At 61.9% G+C, this 23814-nt stretch carries 18 protein-coding genes and 1 tRNA gene; 15 read left to right on the top strand and 4 right to left on the bottom strand.

The window, feature by feature from the left end; all coding sequences use genetic code 11:
- Positions 1-72 precede the first annotated feature (72 nt).
- Complete coding sequence (gene gorA, locus ACXAF3_RS07170; RefSeq protein ID WP_475111612.1) at positions 73-1428, top strand: glutathione-disulfide reductase; 1356 nt, start codon at positions 73-75, stop codon at positions 1426-1428.
- Between the two features lie 45 nt (positions 1429-1473).
- On the opposite strand, the gene hpf is transcribed toward gorA, so the two are convergent.
- Complete coding sequence (gene hpf / locus ACXAF3_RS07165; protein ID WP_475111611.1) at positions 1474-1821, bottom strand: ribosome hibernation-promoting factor, HPF/YfiA family; 348 nt, start codon at positions 1819-1821, stop codon at positions 1474-1476.
- Positions 1822-2359: 538 nt separating this feature from the next.
- On the opposite strand from hpf, the gene ACXAF3_RS07160 reads away from it, so the two are divergent.
- The gene (locus tag ACXAF3_RS07160) at positions 2360-3292 is read left to right on the top strand and encodes a hypothetical protein (protein WP_475111610.1); all 933 of its coding nucleotides are present in this window, start codon (positions 2360-2362) and stop codon (positions 3290-3292) included.
- A gap of 45 nt (positions 3293-3337) precedes the next feature.
- Here the strand turns inward: ACXAF3_RS07160 and thpR are convergent, their stop codons facing one another.
- A complete protein-coding gene (thpR, locus tag ACXAF3_RS07155) occupies positions 3338-3922 on the bottom strand; it encodes an RNA 2',3'-cyclic phosphodiesterase (protein ID WP_475111609.1) in 585 nt (194 codons plus the stop codon).
- A 149-nt stretch (positions 3923-4071) separates the two neighbouring features.
- Here thpR and ACXAF3_RS07150 point away from each other — a divergent pair, with 149 nt between their 5' ends.
- A complete protein-coding gene (locus ACXAF3_RS07150) occupies positions 4072-4548 on the top strand; it encodes an Hsp20 family protein (protein WP_475111608.1) in 477 nt (158 codons plus the stop codon).
- Position 4549: 1 nt separating this feature from the next.
- Complete coding sequence (locus ACXAF3_RS07145; protein ID WP_475111607.1) at positions 4550-5188, top strand: class I SAM-dependent methyltransferase; 639 nt, start codon at positions 4550-4552, stop codon at positions 5186-5188.
- A 67-nt stretch (positions 5189-5255) separates the two neighbouring features.
- On the opposite strand, the gene ACXAF3_RS07140 is transcribed toward ACXAF3_RS07145, so the two are convergent.
- Positions 5256-6242, bottom strand: a complete 987-nt coding sequence (locus tag ACXAF3_RS07140; protein ID WP_475111606.1) for a GlxA family transcriptional regulator — start codon at positions 6240-6242, stop codon at positions 5256-5258.
- 143 nt (positions 6243-6385) lie between these two features.
- Here ACXAF3_RS07140 and ACXAF3_RS07135 point away from each other — a divergent pair, with 143 nt between their 5' ends.
- The 11 genes from ACXAF3_RS07135 (at position 6386) to ACXAF3_RS07085 (ending at position 22116) form a co-directional block, all read left to right on the top strand.
- Entirely contained in the window at positions 6386-8242 is a 1857-nt protein-coding gene (locus ACXAF3_RS07135) for a beta-ketoacyl synthase (protein WP_475111605.1), read from the top strand.
- Between the two features lie 97 nt (positions 8243-8339).
- Positions 8340-8921 carry a cupin domain-containing protein gene (locus ACXAF3_RS07130; RefSeq protein WP_475111604.1) on the top strand — a complete coding sequence of 194 codons (582 nt, stop codon included), beginning with the start codon at positions 8340-8342 and terminating at the stop codon, positions 8919-8921.
- A 304-nt stretch (positions 8922-9225) separates the two neighbouring features.
- The gene (fadB, locus tag ACXAF3_RS07125; RefSeq protein WP_475111603.1) at positions 9226-11382 is read left to right on the top strand and encodes a fatty acid oxidation complex subunit alpha FadB; all 2157 of its coding nucleotides are present in this window, start codon (positions 9226-9228) and stop codon (positions 11380-11382) included.
- Between the two features lie 11 nt (positions 11383-11393).
- The gene (gene fadA / locus ACXAF3_RS07120; RefSeq protein ID WP_475111602.1) at positions 11394-12569 is read left to right on the top strand and encodes an acetyl-CoA C-acyltransferase FadA; all 1176 of its coding nucleotides are present in this window, start codon (positions 11394-11396) and stop codon (positions 12567-12569) included.
- A gap of 292 nt (positions 12570-12861) precedes the next feature.
- Positions 12862-12946: transfer RNA gene (locus ACXAF3_RS07115), tRNA-Leu, on the top strand.
- A 196-nt stretch (positions 12947-13142) separates the two neighbouring features.
- Positions 13143-14456, top strand: coding sequence for a trigger factor (tig, locus tag ACXAF3_RS07110; protein WP_475111601.1), 1314 nt, complete (start codon positions 13143-13145; stop codon positions 14454-14456).
- Between the two features lie 187 nt (positions 14457-14643).
- The gene (gene clpP / locus ACXAF3_RS07105; protein WP_475111600.1) at positions 14644-15285 is read left to right on the top strand and encodes an ATP-dependent Clp endopeptidase proteolytic subunit ClpP; all 642 of its coding nucleotides are present in this window, start codon (positions 14644-14646) and stop codon (positions 15283-15285) included.
- Between the two features lie 170 nt (positions 15286-15455).
- Positions 15456-16745 carry an ATP-dependent Clp protease ATP-binding subunit ClpX gene (gene clpX / locus ACXAF3_RS07100; RefSeq protein WP_475111599.1) on the top strand — a complete coding sequence of 430 codons (1290 nt, stop codon included), beginning with the start codon at positions 15456-15458 and terminating at the stop codon, positions 16743-16745.
- 318 nt (positions 16746-17063) lie between these two features.
- Positions 17064-19469, top strand: coding sequence for an endopeptidase La (gene lon, locus ACXAF3_RS07095; RefSeq protein ID WP_475111598.1), 2406 nt, complete (start codon positions 17064-17066; stop codon positions 19467-19469).
- A 255-nt stretch (positions 19470-19724) separates the two neighbouring features.
- Positions 19725-19997 carry an HU family DNA-binding protein gene (locus ACXAF3_RS07090; protein ID WP_475111597.1) on the top strand — a complete coding sequence of 91 codons (273 nt, stop codon included), beginning with the start codon at positions 19725-19727 and terminating at the stop codon, positions 19995-19997.
- Positions 19998-20235: 238 nt separating this feature from the next.
- On the top strand, positions 20236-22116 hold the full coding sequence (locus tag ACXAF3_RS07085) for a SurA N-terminal domain-containing protein (protein ID WP_475111596.1): 1881 nt from the start codon (positions 20236-20238) through the stop codon (positions 22114-22116).
- Positions 22117-22198: 82 nt separating this feature from the next.
- Here ACXAF3_RS07085 and ACXAF3_RS07080 read toward each other — a convergent pair whose 3' ends face one another.
- Positions 22199-23755: a LysM peptidoglycan-binding domain-containing protein gene (locus ACXAF3_RS07080; protein ID WP_475111595.1), complete on the bottom strand. Its 1557-nt coding sequence runs from the start codon at positions 23753-23755 to the stop codon at positions 22199-22201.
- Between the last annotated feature and the right edge of the window lie 59 nt (positions 23756-23814).

Raw genomic sequence — 23814 nt, 5'->3', positions numbered from 1 at the left:
ACAGTTTGTTGAATTTTTTACCAGCGGTCGTGCCTGATCGGCAGCCGTGCCAACCGTCGAGGGGAATTTGTTTTGGCCGAATACGAATACGATCTGTTTGTTATCGGAGCCGGGTCCGGGGGAGTTCGTGCGGCGCGCATGGCTGCAGCGGCGGGTATGCGCGTCGCAGTGGCGGAAGACCGCTATATGGGCGGTACCTGCGTCAATGTCGGCTGTGTGCCGAAAAAACTGTTTGTCTACGCCAGCAGTTACAGCGAGGCATTTGAGGATTCCGTCGCCTACGGCTGGCAGAACCGCGGTGCCGAATTTCACTGGCAGACACTGCGCGACAACAACGCCAAAGAGATAGCGCGGTTGAATGGTATCTATCGCAACCTGCTTGCAAACTCCGGCGTCACGGTGATCGATGGGCGCGCGCGTATTGCTGACCCCCACAGCGTCGAGGTGAACGGGCGGGGCTACAGCGCAGAGCGGATCCTGGTCGCGACCGGCAGCTGGCCCTATGTGCCGGATATTCCGGGGCGCGAATTCGCGATGACCTCGAATGAGGTCTTCTCGATGGAGGAATTTCCGCGGCGGATCCTGGTCGTCGGCGGCGGCTATATCGCCGTGGAATTCGCCGGGATATTTACCGGTCTGGGGGCGGAGACGCATCTCTCCTATCGCCGCGACCTGTTTTTGCGCGGCTTCGACCGCGACATCCGCAATTTTGTGCGCGACGAAATGGGCAAGAAAGGCACCCAATTACACTTTAATCACCGCGTGGAGGCGATAGAAAAGCAGGCGGACGGCAGTTTGCTGGTGCGCGCCGAGGGCGGTTCCACGCTGATGGTTGACGCGGTGCTCTACGCCACCGGTCGCGTGGCCAATACCAAGGGGCTGGGACTCGAACAGCTCGGGGTGGTGCTGCACAAGGATGGCACCATCTCCGTGGACGACAACTTCCGCACCAATGTGCGCTCTATCTACGCGCTGGGCGACGTCACCGGTGAGCCGCAGTTGACACCGGTCGCCCTGGCCGAAGCCATGGCCCTGGTCAAGCATTTGCAGACCGGGAAATTGACCGAGATCGATTACAACAACATCCCCACCGCGGTTTTCTGTCAGCCGAATATCGGCACTGTCGGGCTTTCCGAGGAGGAGGCGCGGGACTCGGGCATCCCGGTCGTAATCTACAAGTCGGATTTTAGACCGATGCGTCACACTGTCAGCGGGCGGGACGAGCGCACTCTGATGAAGCTGGTGGTCGACGCCAGCAACGACAGGGTGGTGGGGGTGCATATGGTGGGACCCGACGCCGGGGAGATTATCCAGGGTATGGCGATTGCGCTGAAGGCCGGCGCTACCAAGAAAACCTTCGACCAGACCATCGGCATTCACCCGACTGCGGCCGAGGAGTTCGTGACGATGCGCACGCCGGTCGCCTGAGCGGATATAAAAAGGCGGCGCCTAGGCGCCGCCTGCTGCTTCCCGTCACTCTTCCGTGGTGCAGAGCGCCTGGTGGCGCTTTGCCTTGCGGCGTTCCTGGCGTTCCTTGAGACGCCGTTCGGCGGATGCGAAGGCGTCGCTCACCGCACGGTGGATAGATTCGTTTTCACAGCTGATGGTCACGGGGCTACCGCTGAGCGCGAGTTCAACCGAAGCCTTGTATTGCTTGCCTTTGGTTTTGTGCTGGTGGGGGGCCTCGAGAACGACTCGGCTCCGTATGATGTCGCCACAATAACGTTCCAGTTTATGTAACTTCTTCGATACCGTGGTGGCCAGGGCGGCGGATTTATCGATATCGCGGAACACGATGTTATCGTAAGGCGCAGATTTCATGGGCAATACCTCCGGTTATAAGGAACCATGCAGGCCGCGTGTGCGGTTTGCTGAAAGAAGGTAGGGCGCCCTTGAGGGAGAGTCGGGGCTGCGCGTGGAAAGTCGTACACCGGAAACGCAACTGAAATTTGCTGACTGAACAGCTGAGAGTGTTTTACGTCCGGGTCGGTTTTCCGCTGAGTCCAGCGATCTTCTCCCTGTTACCCATAATGCTTGCGTGCAAAAAAAAATCAAGCGCTGTGAAGGTAAAAATGTCACAAAAAGTTCGCGCAGCGGACTTTGCCGTGCAATAGGGCGCAGCGGATTGCGCGCATTCGCCCGCTGTGCGCGACCCATGTGGTCATTGCCCGGCAGCTGGGGCCTGCGTAGAATTGCCGCTTCGCGCGGCGGCTCTGCCAGGGGACTGTACAAAATTCGAGCTCTGCGCGATTTTTCCATGGATTTAAAAATACCGAGTAATGGGTTCTTTGATATGGCGGTAAAGCGGTACTGCTCGCTCTTGATGGCGGGTCTTGTAGTTTTTTGGGGGGCTGGCGCTGTGGCGCAGACCCAGGCTTCCCTGACGGCGGAGAAAAACAAACTGGCGAGGATGGAGCAGTCTCTCGAAAACCGAATGGTTGACGTCGAGGATATCGAGAACGAACTGCTGTCCTACGAATACAAGCTGGAGCGTGCAAAAGAGTCCCTGGACAAGGCGCGCAAGCACTATGAGGAGAGCCGTCTGGAGCTGCAACAGGCAGAGCGCGAACACCAGCAGAAGGGCGACTCCGACAGTGAGCGCCGCCTGAACAAGGCCAAACACGGTTTTGCCATGGCTGAGCGGGGTGTAGACAGTCGCAATCGCCGGGTGGGTTTTATCCAGACCAACTACGACGAGCTGAAAGCGCGCCTGAACGCCGAGCAAAAGGCGATTGCGCTGGCCAAAAGGCGTATCTCCGAGCAGGAAAAAAAGGTTGAAGGGATGGTGAGCGCCATGTTGGCGAGAGTGGAGGCGGCACAGCGCACCGCTTCCAGTGCCAAGAGCGTTGCGCCGATCAGCAAGCCGCAGCTGCCGGCTCCGACGGTTGCCGCCGCGGAGAAGGTGTCTGAGGCGGAGGCCGCGCCCGAAGCGGCTGCGCCGGCGGCGCGGGAGGTTGACCCTGAGCTGCTGGACTATGTGAAGCGCGAGCGCGAGCGGCTGGAGAAGCTGCTCGCAGATGGCGACGCTGGCAAGCAAACATTCCGCAATCTGGAACTGAAGCCATCGGGCGGCGAGGCTGTGCCGTTCGAGTTCCTGGGCCACAACCAGTATCGCCTGGTTGCGCCGGTCGAGGCGGGGCGCCAGACGTACAAGATCAACACCTGGAAGTTCCGCCGCACCATTCCCGCCGACGACGACGGTGTACGCTATGTGTTTATTTTCGACGCGCGGCGCCTTGCCCGTCCCCGCCTGGTGATGTATCCGGAGTATGTGCTGTCACAGCTCGACTGAGATCCCCACAGAACAGAGGCCCGCTTGCAGCGGGCCTTTTCTTTTCTAGGTCGCGGCCAGTCTGGCCTCCAGCAGCGGCAGGTATTGGCTGCCGCCCGGTGCGGTGTGGCTCTGGTAGAGGATGATGTTGTCGAAGAATGCGGTGTGGTCGAGCATCACAGGCTCCAGCTGTGCAAAGCCGCGCCGGTTGCGGGCCAGTGTGATGTGCGGGCGGTAGGTGGCCCGCTCCGGCTTCATTCCCAGCGCCATCATCAGTTGACGGCAGCGGCCGTGCAATTGATCCAGCGCCGGATTGGTCAGCAGCTCCGCCGCCAGCAGCGGGGCGCGCCGTAGCGGGAAGGGGGCCAGCGATACTATCCGCCCGCTACAGGCGGGGCTTTCCGCGGCGATCTGCACCAGCCTCCGCTCGATCTCGGGGATCAGGCTGTCCGGGGTTTCCCCCAGGAAGGCCAGGGTCAGGTGCCTGTTTGAGTGGCTTGTCCAGCGCGTCCGGTCACGCCTGTCCGAGGTCAGTTGCCGCTTGCACTGACTGACCAGTCCGTCGAGAAACTGCTGTGTGCGCGTATCCGGGCGAATACCGATAAACAGCCTAGAAACACAGTCCCGCTCCCGTTGGCTTCTGTTCTGCATAAACTTTTTCGGCGCTCCGCCCTTGATATTCCGCTGTCGGCCCCTATCTCTTGGGTACGGGTGGCAGGTTCCCGATGGAAGTGCCCCCGCTCAGTGCTCGGTCTTCGGACGAGCGAACTCAAATATTGCTCTGAATTGAGGATATGACAATGCGTAATTTAGATTTCACCCCCCTGTACCGCTCCGCGATCGGCTTCGACCGCATGGCCAGCCTGCTGGACGCGATGGTCACCAACGAGCAGAAGCAGCCCAGCTACCCGCCTTATGATATAGAGTTGACCGGCGAAGACAGCTATCGCATTACCATGGCGGTGGCCGGTTTCGAACAGTCCGAGCTGGATATTCAGGTGGAGCAGAACCGCCTGACTGTAAGTGGCAGAAAAGCCGAAGAAGCCGCGAAGCGCAATTTCCTGCACCGCGGAATTGCCGCGCGCAATTTTGAGCGGCGTTTCCAGCTCGCGGACCACGTGAAAGTGACCGACGCGAAACTCGCCAACGGCCTGTTGCATATAGAGCTGGTGCGCGAAATCCCCGAAGCGATGAAGCCGCGCAAGATCGAAATCACCGAGGGCAAATTGCTGCAGCATAGCGATGAGGGCGAAAAGTCCGATACCGCAGCCGCCTGATTTGCCAGGCCTCTGCCCACTGTGCCGCCAGCCGGCGGCACAGCCCTATCACTGCGACAAGTCTCGCAGCTACTACCAGTGCGCCCATTGCGCACTGGTGTTTGTGCCGCCCGCTTTCCATCTCTCCCGCGAAGAGGAGCGCGCCTATTACGACCTGCACGAGAACGCCCTGGGCGATGAAGGCTACCGGCGCTTCCTGAGTCGCTGTGCCAACCCGCTGCTGAACGAGTTACAGCCCGGCAGCGAGGGCTTGGACTTTGGCTGTGGTCCGGCGCCACTGCTGGCGCAGATGTTGGCGGAAGCGGGGCATCGCGTGGAGTTGTACGACGCTTTCTATCTGCGCAATACCGGTGCGATGAAGCGGGAGTACGATTTCATTGTATCCACCGAGGTGGTCGAACACCTCGCCGCCCCGGGCGAGGAGCTGCAGAATCTGTGGCAGCGCCTGCGCCCCGGCGGCCTGCTGGCGCTGATGACCAAGCTGGTTATCTCGCCGGAGCGTTTCGCCGACTGGCACTATATCCGCGATCCCACCCATATCTGTTTCTTCAGTGTGCAGACCTTCCACTGGCTCGCCGACTGCCTCTCTGCGCAGTTGCAGTTTGCCGACAGTGACGTCATTTTCCTGAGGAAAAAATAACTCCTGCCTGAGGGGCGGGCGTTCGCACGAGGGTCCGCGGCGGGGCCGGGCCCGCCATGCTCTTGCCTCAGGTATTCACTCGAAACAGCTTCGCCCGCACTGTCGTCCGGTATTCGCTCGGTGTCGTCGAGAGAAACTTCTTGAACAGGGCGGTAAAGTGGCCCATATCCTGATAGCCGACCTTTTCCGCGATTTCATTGACAGAAAGGTTGCTGGATTGCAGCAGCTCGCGCGCCATATCCACACGCACATTCTGCAGGTATTGCAGCGGGGTCTGACCCGTGGCGAGTTTGAAGCGGCGGTTGAAGGAGCGCACGCTCATATCGAACCGGCGGGCGACTTCACTCAGCCGGACCTCTTCGCTGCAGTGCTCTTTAAGCCAGGTCTGCGCCTGGACTATATCCTCGTCCGGGTGCAGGTGCACCGCGCCTTCCGAGTAGGCGATTTCCTCGAACGGGCGCCGGATCTCGTGGGAGAAGTTTCGTTCCACATGACTGGCGACCGCCGGCCCGTACAGCTGGCGGATCAGGTAGACGGTGACATCCGCGAGGGAGTTGACACTGGCGGCGCAGAACAGCTTGTCGGCCTGGGTGATGAAATACTGACGCTTCAGTTTGACCGCCGGATAGTCGGCGGCGAAGCGCTCGAAATAGTGCCAGTGGGTGGTGGCCGGCTTGCCATCCAGCAGGCCCGCCTCGGCGAGAAAGCAGACCCCGGTACCCACTGCGCTGATCGCGGCGCCCGCTTCGGCCTGCCGGCGCAGCCATTGCAGCAGGGGGCCGCTGCGCTTCAGCGCTGGGCGCGGATTGCGCCACATGGCGGGGATATAGATCAGGTCGCTGTCCGGCGCGTCCGCCAGCGCCACGTCGGGCGCGAACGGGAAGCCGGAGCGGGTGCTGACCGGCTTGCCGTCCAGGCTCGCGGTGATCAGGCGCATGGGCTCGGTATCGCCCTCGACGCGCGCGCGGCTCTCCGCGCCGCGCAGCATTTCCAGCGGCAACACGGTACCGGTTGCCAGCATCTGGTCTATCAATACAAAGGTGACTGTTCGCATTAGCAATTGGGGCGCGCCTTGGCGCCTGTGGCCAAAAACTCAATTTTGCTGGCCAGTATGCCCATAACGAGGCCGAATCGCCACCCCCTACACTGACCGTCGTTCGGAATTGTCATTTTCTCAGCGTTTTGCTGGAGGTCAGGATGCAGCGCCTTCCCGTTATTACCGCATTCGGCGGTTTCAATCCCGCCGGCCGGAGTTCCTTCAACCGCGGCTACCGCCGCCTGGTACTGGACCAGCTCGGTGAGGCTGAGCGCACCGACACGCTGTCCGGTCTGGCTGCGCTGATGGGGTTGCGTACCGGGGCGGATGCCGGAGGGGCGCTGGATGCGGCGCTGGAGCAGCAGGTGCTGAACGGCACCCTGGTGCGCGAGCTGGAACACCGCTACTACGACTACCGCAAATGCCATTTCCACCAGCCGGCGGAACTGAGCAGTGCCGAGGGTTTCACCTTTGAGATGTCCGCGCGACAGCTGCCCGAGCCGCTGCCGCCGGACTGGCGGGTGGAGTCTCTCGGAGACGGCCGCGTGCGGGTGCGCGCCGCCAGTCTTTCGGTGATGCTGGACAGTTACCGCGAAATCCCGGTCGCTGCCGCCGGCCAGTTGCCGACGGGTTTCGAGCCGAGCGAGCTGTACAACTCGCGTTTTCATCCCCGCGGTTTGCAGCTGGCAATTCTCGGCGCCTCCGACGCGGTGCAGTCACTGGGAATCGACTGGGACGCGGTGGTTGCCGCCGCGGGCCCGGGCAATATTTCCGTGTACGCCAGTTCGGCGATGAGCCAGCTGGATCCCTACGGCAATGGCGGCCTGTTGCAGTCGCGCCTGCGGGGCAACCGGGTCAGTTCCAAGCAGCTGGCACTGGGGTTGACCAGCATGCCGGCGGATTTCGTCAACGCCTATGTGCTCGGCAGTGTCGGCACCACCGGCGCCGTGGCAGGGGCCTGTGCGACCTATTTGTACAATTTGCGCGCGGCGGTGGAGGATATCCGCAGCGGCCGCGCCCGGGTCGCCGTGGTCGGTGCCGCCGAGGCGCCGCTGGTGCCGGAAGTGGTGGACGGTTACACCACCATGGGGGCGCTCGCGAATATCGACGGCCTGCGCAAGATCTTCGACGGTGAGATCGACTACCGCCGCGCCAGCAGGCCCTTCGGTGAGAACTGTGGTTTTACCCTCGGCGAGGGCAGTCAGTGGGCCATCCTGATGGACGACGCGCTGGCGCTGGAACTGGGCGCGACCATCCACGGCGCCGTGGCCAATGTGTTCGTCAACGCCGACGGTACCAAGAAGTCGATCTCGGCGCCGGGGCCGGGCAACTATCTGACCGTGGCGCGGGCCATGGCGGAGACCCGCGCCATCGTCGGCGACGAGAGCCTGCGCCGGCGCAGCTTCGTACAGGCCCACGGCTCCAGCACGCCGCAGAACCGGGTGACCGAGTCGGCGATTTTCGATCGCCTGGCCGGGGCTTTCGGCATAGAGCGCTGGCCGGTTTGTGCGGTCAAGGCCTACCTGGGCCACACGGTGGCCGCTGCGAGCGGCGACCAGCTGATCACCAGCCTGGGTATCTTCGAGCGCGGTATACTGCCGGGCATCACCACCATCGACCGGGTGGCCGATGACGTGCACCACCGCAACCTGGATATCTCCCTGCAGCACACCGAGCGGGATCCCGAGTCCCTGGATGTGGCCTTCCTCAACTCCAAGGGCTTCGGCGGCAACAACGCCACTGCGAGCGTGCTGGCGCCGCACCTGGTGCGGCGCATGCTGGCCAGGCGCCACGGCGAAAGTGCCATGACCGCCTACCGCAAGCGCAACGAGGCGGTCGGCGAACAGGCGCTGGAATACGATACGCGCGCCAGCCGCGGCGATCTGAAGGCTATTTACCGTTTCGGTGAGCGCCTGGTGGACGACAGTGAAATCGCGCTGTCCCCCGAGCGGGTTGCGCTGCCGGGGATTCCTCCTGTCGAGCTTCCGCAGGCCAATCCGTTTGACGATATGGTCTGAGCACTGGCCGGTGATTTGCGGCAAACTATCGACCCGGCAGTAGACATTGCCGGGTCGAGAATCACTCAACACCAGCCACTGGCCACTTTAGATGAGCATGGATTCGGTTATTCAGCCGCCGGAAGCCGAGGGCAGCGACGATATCGGTGCGCGATTGAAAGCGGTGCGGAAAATGCACGGTCTCTCCCAGCGCGAGCTGGCCAAGCGGGCCGGCGTGACCAATGCCACCATATCGCTGATAGAGCAGGGCCGCGTCAGCCCTTCCGTCGGCTCCCTGAAGAAGGTGCTCGACGGAATCCCGATGTCGCTGGCCGAGTTCTTTACGCTGCGGCTCGATGACAACCGAAAGGTGTTTTTCCGCGCCGATGAAATGCCCAATGTGGGCACTGGCCCGATACAGTACCGGCTGCTGGGGGCGACCAACAGCCGGCGGGATATGTCCATCCTCTACGAGGTCTACCCGCCGGGGCAGGATACCGGGCCGGAAATGCTCAGTCACGAAGGCGAGGAGGGCGGTATAGTGGTCTCCGGGCAGCTGGAGGTGACGGTGGGGGCCGAGGTGGCCGTGCTGGGGCCCGGTGACGGCTACTATTTCAGCAGCCGCAGGCCGCACCGCTTCCGCAACCCCGGAGACTGCGACTGCATACTGGTCAGTGCCAATTCCCCTCCGAGTGTATAAATCCCGTCCCGCCGCTGCTCGCTGGCAGCTCCAGCGCGCCCGCTGTGCCCGGCGGATACCGGGCTGCTAGACTTGTCCCGTCTCGCCGTCCGGCTGGCGAATTTCTGAACTCCGGCACCGCTGGTGCCATTCCGTTTGTAAGAAAATAGTATTCAAACAATCGTTTGAATCTGGCTATACTAGGGCTGGCTGACCGAATCGGGCCCTTGTGTCACCGCCTAGTGCGGCGGCGATGACCCCTCGGTCGCAGAACAACTCCGACCCCGGGCCAAGCGTTCCGGCCCCGAATAAAAGAGGTCAATCAATGTTATTTAATGGCAAAGCGCTCACAGTGCAGATGCTGGACAACGGTATCGCCGAGCTCAAATTCGACCTGCAGGGCGAATCCGTCAACAAGTTCAATCGCCAGACAGTTTCTGAGTTTTCCCAGGCGCTGGACGCCATCGAAGCGGCGGACGGTGTCAAAGGTGTGCTGCTTACCAGCGGCAAGGGAGTATTTATCGTCGGCGCCGATATCACCGAGTTCGGCGGCGCCTTCTCCGCCGGCCCTGAGGGCATCGCGGAGCTGATGAACAAGAACAATGAAAATATCAACCGCCTCGAAGATCTGCCGGTTCCCACTGTTGTTGCCATCAACGGTTACGCCCTCGGCGGCGGTTTCGAAGTATGTCTGGGCTGCGACTTCCGTGTGATGAGCGACCAGGCCAAGGTGGGGCTGCCGGAAGTGAAGCTGGGCCTGATCCCGGGCTGGGGCGGCACCGTTCGCCTGCCGCGCCTTGTCGGTGTGGATGTGGCCGCCGAGTGGATTGCCGCCGGCAAGGAGCAGCGTCCGGATGCTGCGCTGACCGCGCACGCGGTGGATGCAGTGGTGCCCGCCGACAAGCTGAAAGAGGCCGCCCTGAAACTGCTCGGTCGCGCCATTGACGGCGAGCTGGATTTCAAGGCCCGCCGCGAGATCAAGAAGTCCCCGATTCCGCTGAACGACACCGAAGCCCTGATGGCCTTCTTCACCACCAAGGCATTTGTCGGCCAGCAGGCGGGCAAGAACTACCCGTCCCCGGTAGCGGCGGTGACCTCCATCGAACAGGGCTACAAGCTCGGCCGTGACGAGGCGCTGAAGATCGAGCAGGAACAGTTCATTTTCTGTGCGCAGACTGAAACCGCCAAATCCCTGGTCGGCCTGTTCCTGAAGGATCAGGCGATCGGCAAGGTGGCCAAGAGCTGGGAAAAGAAAGCCGACAAGAAAATCGAGCGCGCCGCCGTATTGGGTGCCGGAATCATGGGTGGCGGTATCGCCTACCAGTCCGCCTACAAAGGCACGCCGATCAAGATGAAGGATATCGCCCAGGAGGGTATCGATCTGGGCCTGAAAGAGGCCAACAAGCTGCTGACCAAACTGGTCGAGCGCGGGCGTCTGACGCCGGCCAAGATGGGCGAGGTGTTGAACCGCATCGAGCCGACGCTGAGCTACGACGGCTTCGACAATGTCGACGTGGTGGTCGAGGCCGTGGTGGAAAACCCGAAGGTGAAGCACGCGGTGTTAAAAGAGGTGGAGTCCAAGGTGAGCGAAGACACGGTCATCGCCTCCAACACTTCTACCATCTCTATCGATTACCTGGCGGAGCCGCTGGCGCGCCCGGAGAACTTCCTCGGCATGCACTTCTTCAACCCGGTGCACAAGATGCCGTTGGTTGAGGTGATTCGCGGTGAGAAAACCTCCGACAATGCGGTCGCCCGCGTCGTGGCCTACGCGAACAAGATGGGCAAGAAGGCCATCGTGGTGCGCGACTGCCCCGGCTTCCTAGTCAACCGGGTGCTCTTCCCGTACTTCGCCGGCTTCGCGATGCTGGTGCGCGACGGCGCCGACTTCCAGCAGGTCGACAAGATTATGGAGCGCTGGGGCTGGCCGATGGGTCCGGCTTACCTGATGGACGTGGTCGGTATCGACACCGGCGTGCACGCGGAAAAAGTCATGGCCGAGGGTTTCCCGGATCGCATGGGCAAGACCTTCAAGGCGGCTTCCGATGTGATGTACGAAGCGGGCCGCTACGGCCAGAAGAACGGCAAGGGCTTCTACAACTACGAAGAGGACAAGAAGGGGCGGCCGAAGAAGGTTGTCACCGAGGAGTCCTACGAGCTGCTGAAGCCCCATGTGGCGGAGCGCCGCGAATTCGAAAAAGACGAAATTATCGAGCGCATGATGGTGCCCATGGCCACCGAACTGGCGCGTTGCCTGGAAGAGGGGATCGTCGATTCGCCCGCCGAGGCGGATATGGCGCTGATCTACGGTATCGGCTTCCCGCCCTTCCGCGGCGGCATCTTCGCCTGGCTGGACAGCATCGGCCTGGACGAGTTCGTGAAAATTGCCGACAAGTACGCCGACCTGGGCGAGCTGTACAAGCCCACCGAGCGCATGCGTGAAATGGCCGCCGGCGGCAAAACCTACTACGGCGACAAGTGAGGAGTATTGCAATGAGTCTGAATCCTAGAGATGCCGTAATCGTCGACTATGCGCGCACGGCCATGGGGCGTTCCAAGAACGGTGTCTACCGCAATGTGCGCGCCGACGACATGTCCGCGGAACTGCTGAAGAAATTCCTGCAGCGCAACGACAAGCTGGATCCGGCCGAGATCGACGACCTGATCTGGGGCTGCGTGATGCAGCGCGACGAGCAGGGCTTCAACGTGGCGCGCTTCATTCTGCTGCGCGCCGGCCTGCCGCACACCATTCCGGCGCAGACGGTCAACCGCCTGTGCGGCTCCTCCATGTCCGCGCTGCACACCGCCGCCGCCAATATCCGCGCCGGTATCGGTGACGTCTATGTCGTGGGCGGTGTCGAGCATATGGGCCACCTGAACATGATGGAGCACGTGAGCCCCAATCCGATGCTGGGCCGCAATATGGCCAAGGCCGCGGGTTCCATGGGCATGACCGCCGAGTACCTGGCGATGATGCACGGCATCCAGCGCCAGCAGATGGACGAGTTCGGCGCGCGCTCGCACCAGCGCGCCGCCGCGGCCACCGAGGCGGGCAAGTTCAACAAGGAGATCATTGCGATCGAGGGGCACGACGAAGACGGCGTGCCTTTCCTGGTGGAAACCGACCAGACCATCCGCCCGGACACCACCGTCGAGGCGCTGGCGCAGCTGAAGCCGGCCTTCGATCCGAAGCACGGCCAGGTCACTGCGGGCACTTCCTCGCAGATCACCGACGGCGCTTCGGTGATGCTGATCATGTCCGCCGAGCGCGCCCAATCCCTGGGTCTGACGCCCATCGCCAAGGTGCGCGAGATGGCGCTGGCCGGCGTGGACCCGTCCATCATGGGTTACGGCCCGGTGCCCTCCACCCAGAAGGCGCTGAAAAACGCCGGTCTCACCATCGACGATATCGACAAGGTGGAACTGAACGAGGCCTTCGCCGCCCAGGCGCTGCCGGTGCTGAAGGACCTGCAGCTGCTCGACAAGATGGACGAAAAGGTGAACCTCTACGGCGGCGCCATCGCCCTGGGGCACCCCTTCGGCTGTTCCGGCGTGCGTATCACCGGTACCCTGCTGTCCGTGATGCAGAACGAGGGGGGCGACCTGGGTGTCTCCACCATGTGTATCGGCCTGGGGCAGGGCATTACCACCATCGTCGAGCGGGTTTAAGCCTGTTTCCGGGCGCGACGGCCCCGCTAGCGGGGTTCGTCTGTGGTTCACGCCGTGAACCCGTCCATGGGGACTGTCTGCGAGGTCCCTCTCGCAGACAGTCCCGCAAACGAATCCCGGCAGCAGTGCCGCCTCAAAGTGCGTGCTGGCCCGCGCCAGCGGGCAGCCTCAAAAGGCATTTTGTTGAAGCCCCCCAGCGCCTGTGGCACAATCTGCTCCCCTCGTCGCCGGGACCCGATGTTTTTGCGCTAAATTGCAGGAATATCAATGAGTTAGCGCCGAGGGTGATTCCGGGGACGTGGTGGAATTGGTAGACACGCCAGATTTAGGTTCTGGTGCCGCAAGGTGTGGGAGTTCAAGTCTCCCCGTCCCCACCAATCAAAGATTTGTGCAGTCCGCATCGCCTGCCCAGACGGGTGGGTGCGGGCTGTTTGTATTTGGCGTCGGTCGGTAGTTGTCGAGCAATTCCGATACAGACGCCATAAAACAGGCGGTCGGCCGGCAGAGTCCCGGCGCCCCCGGTATAAGTTGGCGCTGTGGCGCGATAAAAGAGATAGTCTCACGAGGATGAACATGCAGGTTTCCATCGAAACAACTTCCGGCCTGGAGCGTCGTTTAACGGTTAATTTGCCGGCAGAAGTCGTCGATCAGGAAGTGGACAAGCGCCTTCAGCAGGCCGCCAAGAATGTCCGTGTAAACGGCTTCCGCAAGGGCAAGGTGCCGCTGAAAGTGGTGCGTCAGCGCTTTGGTGCCGGCGTGCGCCAGGAAGTGCTGGGAGAGGTGATGAGCCGCTCTTTCTACGAGGCGGTACAGAAGGAACAACTCAAGCCCGCCGGTCAGCCGAGCATCGAAGCCAAGCAGACTGCGCCCGGCGAAAACCTCGAGTATGTCGCCACCTTCGAGGTTTACCCCGAGGTCGAGCTGGCGGACCTGTCAGAAATCAAAGTCGAGCGCCCGGTGGCCGAGGTGACTGACAAAGACGTCGACGACATGATCGACGTGTTGCGCAAACAGCAGCAGACCTGGAAGGACACCAAGCGCAAGGCGCAGAAGGGTGACCGCGTGACCATCGATTTCGTCGGCCGCAAGGACGGCGAGGAATTCGAGGGCGGCAAGGCCGAAGGTCAGAAGTTGGTGCTGGGTTCCGGCCAGATGATCCCGGGCTTTGAAGACGGCATTCTGGGCATGAAGCCGGGCGAGGAGAAAGACGTCGATGTCACCTTCCCGGAAGACTATCAGGCCGAAGAGCTGCGCGGCGCCGCTGTAACTTTCACCATCAAGGTCACCGCGTCCGAAAAGCCGGAGCTGCCGGAGCTGGACGAGGAGTTCTTCAAGACTTACGGCGTGGAAGAGGGCGGTGAAGAGAAGTTCCGCCAGGAAGTGCGCAGCAATATGGAGCGCGAGCTGAAGAATGCGGCGCTGAACAAGGTCAAGACCCAGGTCATGGACCAGTTGTTCGAGAAGCATCAGGTAGAGCTGCCCTCGGCACTGGTTGCCGGTGAGGTTCGCGCCCTGCGCGGCCAGATGGTGCAGCAGTTCGGCGGCCAGATCAAAATGGAAGACGCTGAGAAGATGCTGCCGGACGCCATGTTCGAGGATCAGGCCAAGCGCCGCGTGGTGCTGGGGCTGGTAGTCGGCGAAATCGTCAAGCAGAACAAGATCGCCGTGGATGCGGATCGCGTCAAGGCGAAGGTCGAAGAGTTGGCTTCCACCTATCAGCAGCCGGAAGAGGTGGTCGAGTACTACTACAACAACCGCGAGCTGCTGTCCGGTGTCGAGTCCGTAGTGCTGGAAGATCAGGTTGTGGATTTCGTTCTCGAAGCCGCCAAGGTCGAAGAAGTGAAGAGCAGCTACGACGAGGTCATCAAGCCCCAGAAACAGGGCTAAAGGCCCGGGTCTGCCCTTTCGGAGGGCGCCCGCGATCCGCGGGCGTCCCTCTCTCTCCTCTCTTTTTGCCGGCTGGCTTTCTCGCGCTCGACCGGTTAAGCTCAGAAAGACCGAATTTTCAGCCTCGAGCATGCGCTGCTCTGTCGCTGACCTGCCTTATACGCCACAAAAGGAAGCAACGGTATCTATGGCACGATTTGATATTCCCCAGTCTTCAGTTGTCCCCTCGGCCAGCGGCCTCGTGCCCATGGTGGTGGAGCAGACCGCCCGCGGCGAGCGCTCCTTCGATATCTATTCCCGCCTGCTGAAAGAGCGGGTGATCTTCCTGGTGGGCCCGGTGGAAGACCATATGGCCAACCTGGTGGTGGCGCAGCTGCTGTTCCTGGAGGCGGAAAACCCCGACAAGGATATCCACCTGTATATCAACTCCCCCGGAGGTTCCGTGACGGCGGGGATGTCCATCTACGACACCATGCAGTTCATCAAGCCCGATGTCAGCACCATGTGCATCGGCCAGGCCTGCAGCATGGGCGCCTTCCTGCTCGCCGCCGGTGCCAGCGGCAAGCGCTACGCGACGCCCAATTCCCGCGTGATGATCCACCAGCCGAGCGGCGGCGCTCAGGGGCAGGCGAGCGATATCCATATCCACGCGCAGGAGATCCTGAAGATCCGCCAGCGCCTGAACGAGCTGATGGCCCACCACGCCGGCCGCTCCGTCAGCGATATCGAGCGGGACACCGAGCGGGATCACTTCCTGAGTGCGGACGAGGCCCGCGAGTACGGTCTCGTAGACGATGTGCTCTCGCGTCGCCAAGCGGTGGAAAAATAACTTCGCCCCTGGCGCAGGGTTGAGCCGCTAGTGGCGCCACCGGCGGCTTTGGCGGGGCTTCCGGTGCCCCTGCGCACAAAGGGCTTGAAAAACCCGCCAAAAGACAGCATCTTGCAATAGAAGCCAATATCGATGGGCCCCCGGCTGGCCGTAGACCTCGGAGTAAATTGATGACCGACCAGAGCAGCGGAGAAGACAACGGCAAACTGCTGTACTGTTCCTTCTGTGGCAAGAGCCAACAGGAAGTGCGCAAGCTGATCGCCGGGCCGTCCGTTTTTATCTGTGACGAATGCGTCGAGCTGTGTACCGATATCATCCGTGAAGAGGTGCAGGAGTCCTCGGAAGGTCCCGAGGGCCGCCTGCCGACGCCGCGGGAGATCACGGAAATTCTCGACCAATACGTCATCGGCCAGGAGCGCGCCAAGCGGGTGCTGGCGGTGGCCGTCTACAACCACTACAAGCGTCTGCGCAGCAAGAGCGCCAAGGGTAAGGGTAAGGAAGACGTCGAGCTGAGCAAGTCCAACATCCTGCTGGTCGGCCCCACCGGCAGCGGCAAGACGCTGCTGGCGGAAACCCTCGCGCGCCTGCTCAACGTCCCCTTTACCATCGCCGATGCGACCACGTTGACCGAGGCCGGTTATGTGGGCGAGGACGTGGAAAATATTATCCAGAAGCTGTTGCAGAAATGCGACTACGACGTCGAGAAGGCCCAGCAGGGTATCGTCTATATCGATGAAATCGACAAGATTTCACGCAAGTCAGACAACCCGTCCATCACCCGGGATGTGTCCGGGGAGGGCGTGCAGCAGGCGCTGCTGAAGCTGATCGAAGGCACCGTTGCCTCGGTTCCGCCCCAGGGCGGGCGCAAGCATCCGCAGCAGGAATTCCTGCAGGTGGACACCTCGAATATCCTGTTTATCTGCGGCGGCGCCTTTGCCGGTCTCGACAAGGTGATTCGCGACCGCTCCGAAAAGGGCGGTATCGGCTTCAGCGCCGAGGTCAAATCGAAAGACGGCAACAGCAACTTCGGCGAGGTGTTGCGCGACCTGGAGCCGGAGGACCTGGTGCGCTACGGCCTGATCCCCGAGTTCGTCGGCCGCCTGCCGGTCACCGCGACTCTGGAAGAGCTGGATCGCGCCGCGCTGGTCAAGATCCTGACCGAGCCGCGCAACGCGCTGACCAAGCAGTACGCCAAGCTGTTCGAGATGGAGAATGTGGAGCTGGATTTCCGCCCGGACGCGCTGGACGCAGTCGCCGCCAAGGCCATGGAGCGCAAGACAGGCGCCCGCGGGCTGCGCTCCATCATGGAGTCCGTGTTGCTGGAGACCATGTACGATATTCCGTCCACCGACAATGTCGTCAAGGTGGTCATTGACGAGGCGGTCATAAAAGGTGAATCGGCGCCGCTACTGGTATATGAGACAGAGTCCCAGCCGCAAAAGGTGGCCCCCGAGGAGTGACTCTCGCCCGGTTAGACTCGCTCTTTATCTTTTATCAAGCCGCCCTAGAAAAAGCCCCATAATGGGGCTTTTTTTGTGAGACCGGCGCGGCGGCGGGGGCTTCCGCAGCCGCTGGCCCTGTATCGGGCGGGCTGCCGGCGGCAATCTGCGGCCCATCACCGACTCGGCACAAATTCACCGTTAGATTAGACTTGTATTCCGGTCGCCGCTCCCCAATCTTTAGCAACTGACAGGCGGCGGCCAACAGTAAGCTGTAGTTCACAAAAGCAGCATTGATGCCGCGCCATTTTCCCCAGTGATCGGGCCGAGAGGAGTTCTATGGATCAGCCATCCGACACCACCCAAGAATATCCGCTGTTGCCATTGCGCGATGTTGTCGTTTACCCGCATATGGTGATTCCGCTGTTTGTCGGCAGGGAGAAGTCCATCGATGCCCTGGAAGAGGCGATGCGCAGCGACAAGCAGGTGCTGCTCGTGGCCCAGCGCAAGGCCTCGGAAGACGACCCCGGCGCCGACGACATCTATCGTGTGGGCACCGTTGCCAGTGTACTGCAATTGCTGAAACTGCCCGACGGCACCGTCAAGGTGCTGGTCGAGGGCAGCCAGCGGGTCAACATCCTCGAAGTGAGCGAGGGCGATGGCCACTACCGCGCCACTGTGTCGCCAATGAAAACCGAGGAGCTGCCGGAGGCGGAAGCCGAGGCGCTGGTGCGCTCGGCGATGAGCCAGTTCGAACAGTATGTTTCAGTCAGCAAGAAGGTGCCCAATGAGGTGATCACCTCGCTGTCTGGTATCGACGAGCCGGGGCGCCTGGCGGATACCATCGCCGCCCACATGTCGCTCGAGCTGGCGCAGAAGCAGGAGCTGCTGGAAACCGCCAGTGTCAAAGAGCGCCTGGAACAGCTCCTCGGCCTGATGGACTCGGAAATCGACCTGATTCAGGTTGAAAAGCGCATCCGCGGCCGGGTCAAGAAGCAGATGGAGAAGAGCCAGCGCGAGTACTACCTGAATGAGCAGATGAAGGCCATTCAGAAAGAGCTGGGTGAAATTAGTGAAGAGCCGAGCGAAATCGAGGAGCTGGAGAAGAAGATCGCCGAATCCGGCATGACGGCGGAAGCGGAAAAGAAAACCCGCGCGGAGCTGAGCAAGCTGAAGATGATGTCGCCCATGTCGGCGGAGGCATCGGTACTGCGCAGTTATATCGATTGGATGTTGAGCGTGCCGTGGAAAAAGGCCAGCCGCGTGCGCCACGACCTGAAAAAAGCCGAGGAGATACTCGAGAAGGATCACTACGGCCTAGAGGAGGTCAAGGAGCGCATCCTCGAATACCTGGCGGTGCAGAAGCGGGTCAAGAAAGTCAAAGGCCCCATCCTCTGCCTGGTGGGGCCGCCCGGTGTGGGCAAGACCTCCCTCGGCCAGTCCATTGCCCGCGCGACCAACCGCAAATATGTACGTATGGCGCTGGGCGGTGTGCGCGACGAGGCGGAAATCCGCGGCCATCGCCGCACCTATATCGGCTCACTGCCCGGCAAGCTGATCCAGAAAATTTCCAAGGTCGGGGTCAAGAACCCGCTCTTCCTGCTCGACGAAGTCGACAAGATGGGTATGGATCATCGCGGCGACCCGGCGTCGGCGCTGCTGGAAGTGCTCGATCCGGAGCAGAACAAGTCGTTCAACGACCACTACCTGGAAGTGGACTACGACTTGTCCGACGTGATGTTCGTGTGCACGTCCAACTCGATGAATATTCCCGGCCCGCTGCTCGACCGCATGGAAGTGATTCGACTGCCGGGCTATACCGAGGATGAAAAACTCAACATTGCCCAGCGCTACCTGGTGCCGAAACAGCGCGAGGCCAACGGCCTGAAAGAGGACGAACTGTCGCTGTCCGACGACGCGGTGCGCGATATAGTGCGCTACTACACCCGCGAGGCGGGTGTGCGCGGGCTGGATCGGGAAATCGCCAAGATCTGCCGCAAGGTGGTGACCGAGCATGTGCGCGAATCCTCCAGCGCCAAGGCAGTGATCGGTCCCGAGCGGCTGGAAGACCTGCTCGGCGTGCGCAAATACGATTACGGTCGCGCCGAGGAGGAGAACAAGATCGGCCTGGTGACCGGGCTCGCCTGGACCGAGGTGGGAGGCGAGCTCCTCAGCATCGAAGCGTCGGCGGTTCCGGGAAAGGGGCGCATGATCAAGACCGGTTCACTCGGTGACGTGATGCAGGAGTCCATCCAGGCGGCACTCACCGTGGTGCGCGCGCGCTCCCAGGCCCTCGGCATAGCGCCGGACTTCAACGAGACACGGGATATTCACATCCACGTGCCGGAGGGGGCCACACCCAAGGACGGCCCCTCGGCCGGTATCGCCATGTGTACCGCCCTGGCCTCGGTGCTGACCAATATCCCGGTGCGCTCCGAAGTGGCCATGACCGGCGAAATCACGTTGCGCGGAGAAGTTTTGCGTATCGGTGGTCTGAAGGAGAAGCTGCTGGCGGCGCATCGCGGTGGAATCAAAACGGTATTGATTCCGGCGGACAACGAGCGGGACCTGAAGGATATTCCGGACAATATCCTTCAGGACCTGGTGATCAAGCCCGTCAAATGGATTGACCAGGTGCTGGAGCTGGCACTGGAGCACAAGCCGGAGTCCCTGTCCGACGAAGAGTACTCGGCGCTGCAAAAGCAGGCCGAAGAGCGCTCGCAGCGCTCTGTGCAGACCCACTGAGGTGTGCCTGGGGCCGGGTCGACCGGCCCCGGAGTTCCTTAGGCTAAAAAATAATCTGCCGGTGGCGAAAAGCTGCCGAAGAATCGTCCAACTGCCCGGAAACCCGCATGGTTCCTTGACCCACTACTGGGCAGTTGGTATAAAACGGGGCTTATTGACCGGCGCCCAAATTGCCGGCGATGGAAGACTCGAATGCAGCAGTGCCCCGGAAGCGGGCGCTCAAAACATACCTAGAAAAGAACAGAGGGATTAAGCGTGAATAAGTCCGAACTGATTGAAGCGATTGCCGCATCTGCAGATATTCCGAAAGCTGCGGCCGGTCGTGCTCTGGACGCAATGGTAGAAAGCATCACTGGCGCTCTGAAAAAGGGCGATCAGGTTGCGCTGGTAGGTTTCGGTACTTTCGCCGTTAAAGAGCGTGCCGCGCGCACCGGCCGCAATCCGCGCACCGGTGACCCGATCGAAATCTCGGCGGCAAAAATCCCGAGCTTCAAGGCCGGCAAAGCCCTGAAGGATGCTGTAAATTAAGAAGCCTCACTAAAGTCGAAGCTTCAAAGAGGCGTATCGCTTGGATGCGCCTTTTTTGTATCTGCCAGTTACGGACCCATTAAAAAATCGTAGCGAGCGGGTGGCTGGTGCCGGCCGCCGGAGCGCAGCAGCCTGGATGTATCTCAGTACACAGGTTTGCGAGTTTTTCCGGGCGTGGCCAGGTGCACGCGCAGTAGATTTATAAACACGTCCTAGAGTTAATTTTTCGGAGCTGAGTATGCTTCAGTCCATGCGAGACAACCTGAAAGGCACGGCGGCGGTCATCGTCGCGGGCTTTTTCGGTTTCATTATGGTCATTGGGGGAATTGATTTTTTCACCGGCGCGAGTGGCGGTGCCGCGGATACCGTGGCCGAGGTCAACGGTGAGAAGATCAGCAACCTGGATTTGCAGCGCGCGATTCAGAACCGCCGCAACCTGATCATGAGTCAATACGGGGAAAACGTACCCGCCGACCTGTTGAGTGACGAACAGCTGCGCGATCCGGTATTGCAACAGCTGGTCAACAGTTCTGTGATGCGCCAGGCCGCCCAGGACAGCGGCATGGTGATGAGCGCCGCGGTGGTAGACAGGGAGACGGTGCAGATTCCCGGCTTCCAGGTCAATGGCCGCTTCGATCCGCAGGTGTTCCGCGACGCGCTGCGCCGTATGGGCTACAGCCCCGCCAGCTTCCGCGAGGTCATGGAGCGCGATCTGGTGCTGCAGCAATACGCCGATGCGGTGACCGACAGTGCGTTTACGACGCGGGCCGACGCCGAGCGGATAGTGGCCGTTTCCATGGAGGAGCGCGACTTCGATTACGCGGTGCTGCCGGTGCAGGGACTGCTTGAGGAGACAAGCGTCAGCGACAGCGAGGTGGAGCAGTACTATCGGGAGAACCAGCAGCAGTTCGAGCGCCCGGAGCAGGTGGCCATCGAGTATATCGAACTGAAGCCGGAACTGTTTGCCGCCAATATCGATATTTCCGAGCAGGATGTGCGCGCCCAGTACGAGCAGGAAGTCGCCAATTTCCGCGCCGATATCCGCCGCCGCGCCGCCCATATCCTGCTGGAGGAGCCCAGTGAGGAAGAGCTGGCGGAGGTGCAGGCGAAGCTGGACGCCGGCGAGGACTTCGCGGCCCTGGCCAAGGCCTACTCCGATGACCTGGGTTCCCGCGATGAGGGCGGCGACCTGGGTTTCACTGACGGCGATGTCTTCCCGCAGGCGTTTGAAGAGGCGCTGGCGTCCCTGGAAGTGGGGCAGGTCTCTGGGCCGGTCACCACCGACAGCGGCACCCACTTTATCAAGCTTCTCGAAGTCGAGGACGCCGAGCCGCCGACCTTTGAGGAGCGCAAGGCGGCGATCACCGCCCAGCTGCGCAACGCCGAAGCCGAGCGCGAATTCGTCGCGGCCGTCAGCCGGCTGGCGGATCTGGCCTACAACGCCGACGACCTGGCCGGCCCGGCCGAGGAGCTGGGTGTGCCGCTGCAGACCAGCGAGCTGTTCAGCCGTCAGGGTGGCGCCGGTGTCGCGGCCAATGACAAGGTGGTGGCGGCGGCCTTCTCCCCGGAGGTCAAAGAGGATGGCAACACCTCGGACGTGCTGAACCTGACGGAGGAGCACTCCGTGGTTCTGCGGGTGAAGGAGCACAAGCCCGCCGGGATCTACCCGCTGGACGAGGTCCGGCAGCAGATCGTCGACCGCCTCAAGCGCGAGAAAGCCAGCACCCAACTGGCGGGCCGCGCCCAGGCGCTGAAAGAGCGGCTGGAAGCGGGTGCCGACTTCGCCGAACTGGCCGAGTCCGAGCAGCTGACCCTGGAAACCAGCGACAAGACCCGCCGCGGCGGTTTCGGCAAGCGCGGTGAAATTATCGAGAAGGCCTTCGCCCTCGAGGCGCCGGCTTCCCGCGGGGATCTGGTGACCAGCTTCGCCACCAGCGATGGCGACCAGGTGGTGCTGAAGCTGAGGGCGGTGCGCCCGGGCGATCTGTCGCGGCAGAGCCGGGAGCAGCGCCGCGCGCTGATGCAGCAGTTGGCATCAGTCAACGGCAGCGCGGAGCTGGCGGCGGTACAGAATTATCTCGCCAGCCAGGCGGATATCGAGATGAAGCGGTCGAATTGATGGGGCTCGATTTCCATTGAATAAAAAACCCGGCTCAGGCCGGGTTTTTTGTTGCGCGCCGGGAAGGCAGAGCGGATCTGGCTCAGCCGCTTGCGGCACTGTCGACGAACAGCGTCAGGCGCTGGCCCGGCCGCAGGTAGTTCGACTTGCTGATCTTGTTCCAGCGCAGAATATCGTCCACGTCGATGCGGAATTTATTCGCGATACGGTACAGGGAGTCCCCGCTGCGGACCTTGTACGAGAGCTTGCGCGTCGTGCGGCTGTCGCTGCCGGAACTTCCGCCATAGGCGACCAGGGTGCGCCCGGGGCGCAGCGTGTCGCCGGGGGCCATGCTGTTCCAGCTGGCCAGTTGGCGCACGCTGACGTTGAGCGAGCGCGCAATACCCCACAGGGTGTCGCCCGGGCGAACTGTGTAGCGGGTCTTGCGCCCCTGTCCGGAGGACTGGCGGCGCTTGACGCGCTGGTCCAGGGCGTAGGCGTATTGGCCCGTCGGTCCGGAGGCGCTGGGAATCAGCAGTGTGCTGCCGGCGCGGATATTGTTGCCGCGCAGCTTGTTGGCTTCGCGGATGGCCGCGACAGTGGTCTCGTAGCGGCGGGCGATGGTGGACAGGGTGTCGCCGCGGGCGATCTTATAGCGCTGCCAGGTGACGCGCTGATCCAGCGGCAGTTCGGCCAGCGCGGCCTCGAAAGTCTCGCGCTTTTCCACCGGTATCAGCAGCCGGTGGTTACCATTGGGGTCCGTGGCCCAGCGGTTGTAACCCGGGTTCAGCAGGTAGAGCTCTTCGATTTCGATATCGGCGAGCTCCGCCGCCTGCGCCAGATCGATCTGGCTGCCCACATCCACCGCGGTGTAGTAGGGCTGATTGGCCACGTCGTGCAGCGGTACCCGGTAGTAATCCGGGCGCGAAACCACTTCCGCCAGGGCCAGCAGCTGCGGTACGTAGCGCTGGGTTTCGCGCGGCAGTTTCAGGTCCCAGAAGCTGGTGCCGAGGCCGCGGCGCCGGTTGCGCTCGATCGCGCGGCGCACAGTGCCCTCGCCGGCGTTGTAGGCTGCCAGCGCCAGCTCCCAGTCGCCGTCGAAACGCGCGGACAGGTAGTTGAAATACTCGATTGCGGCGCGGGTGGACTCTTGTACGTCGCGGCGCCCGTCGTACCACCAGTTCTGGTGCAGGCCGAAGGAGCGGCCGGTAGCGGGAATAAACTGCCACATGCCGGAGGCGCGGGCGTGGGAGTAGGCGAAGGGGTCGTAGGCGCTCTCGACGATCGGCAGCAGCGCCAGCTCCAGCGGCATATTGGACTGCTCCAACTGCTCCACCACGTGGAAAATATAGCGGCGCGAGCGCTCGGTAACCCGGGCCATATAGCCCTCGTTGCGCGAGAAGTAGGCGATATAGTCCCGCACCTTCGGGTGGTCTGCATGGCGTTCGAGGCGGAAACCCCGGCGCATGCGCTCCCAGATATCCGCCGGTGGCAGGGCCTTCTCGGACGGTTTCAGGGTGCGGGGTTCGGCGCTGTCCGCCGTGGAGGCCTTCTCCCCCTGCAGCTGTCGATTGTCCGGCGCGATGCTGTTTTCCGGCATCTGCGCGCAGGCCCCGACTGCCGCTGCCAGGATTGCGACGGCAAATTTTTTGTGAACCATGCTTGGTGTCCGCGAGTCGTTTTTCTAATTTCCAGGCCCGGGGTGCGCTTTGCTGCTTA

The sequence above is a fragment of the Microbulbifer sp. ABF4_143 genome (assembly GCF_056160225.1).
Note: the sequence above shows the minus strand (reverse complement) of the source record. Positions and strands in the feature narration are given on the sequence as shown.

Bases quoted from the DNA above. Each gene is read 5' to 3' on its own strand.
- hpf (WP_475111611.1), bottom strand. From the start codon at position 1,821: ATGAAATCTGCGCCTTACGATAACATCGTGTTCCGCGATATCGATAAA.
- fadB (WP_475111603.1), top strand. From the start codon at position 9,226: ATGTTATTTAATGGCAAAGCGCTCACAGTGCAGATGCTGGACAACGGT.
- fadA (WP_475111602.1), top strand. From the start codon at position 11,394: ATGAGTCTGAATCCTAGAGATGCCGTAATCGTCGACTATGCGCGCACG.
- clpX (WP_475111599.1), top strand. From the start codon at position 15,456: ATGACCGACCAGAGCAGCGGAGAAGACAACGGCAAACTGCTGTACTGT.
- ACXAF3_RS07080 (WP_475111595.1), bottom strand. From the start codon at position 23,755: ATGGTTCACAAAAAATTTGCCGTCGCAATCCTGGCAGCGGCAGTCGGG.
- ACXAF3_RS07150 (WP_475111608.1), top strand. From the start codon at position 4,072: ATGCGTAATTTAGATTTCACCCCCCTGTACCGCTCCGCGATCGGCTTC.
- ACXAF3_RS07140 (WP_475111606.1), bottom strand. From the start codon at position 6,242: ATGCGAACAGTCACCTTTGTATTGATAGACCAGATGCTGGCAACCGGT.
- ACXAF3_RS07085 (WP_475111596.1), top strand. From the start codon at position 20,236: ATGCTTCAGTCCATGCGAGACAACCTGAAAGGCACGGCGGCGGTCATC.
- clpP (WP_475111600.1), top strand. From the start codon at position 14,644: ATGGCACGATTTGATATTCCCCAGTCTTCAGTTGTCCCCTCGGCCAGC.
- thpR (WP_475111609.1), bottom strand. From the start codon at position 3,922: ATGCAGAACAGAAGCCAACGGGAGCGGGACTGTGTTTCTAGGCTGTTT.
- lon (WP_475111598.1), top strand. From the start codon at position 17,064: ATGGATCAGCCATCCGACACCACCCAAGAATATCCGCTGTTGCCATTG.
- ACXAF3_RS07130 (WP_475111604.1), top strand. From the start codon at position 8,340: ATGGATTCGGTTATTCAGCCGCCGGAAGCCGAGGGCAGCGACGATATC.
- tig (WP_475111601.1), top strand. From the start codon at position 13,143: ATGCAGGTTTCCATCGAAACAACTTCCGGCCTGGAGCGTCGTTTAACG.
- ACXAF3_RS07135 (WP_475111605.1), top strand. From the start codon at position 6,386: ATGCAGCGCCTTCCCGTTATTACCGCATTCGGCGGTTTCAATCCCGCC.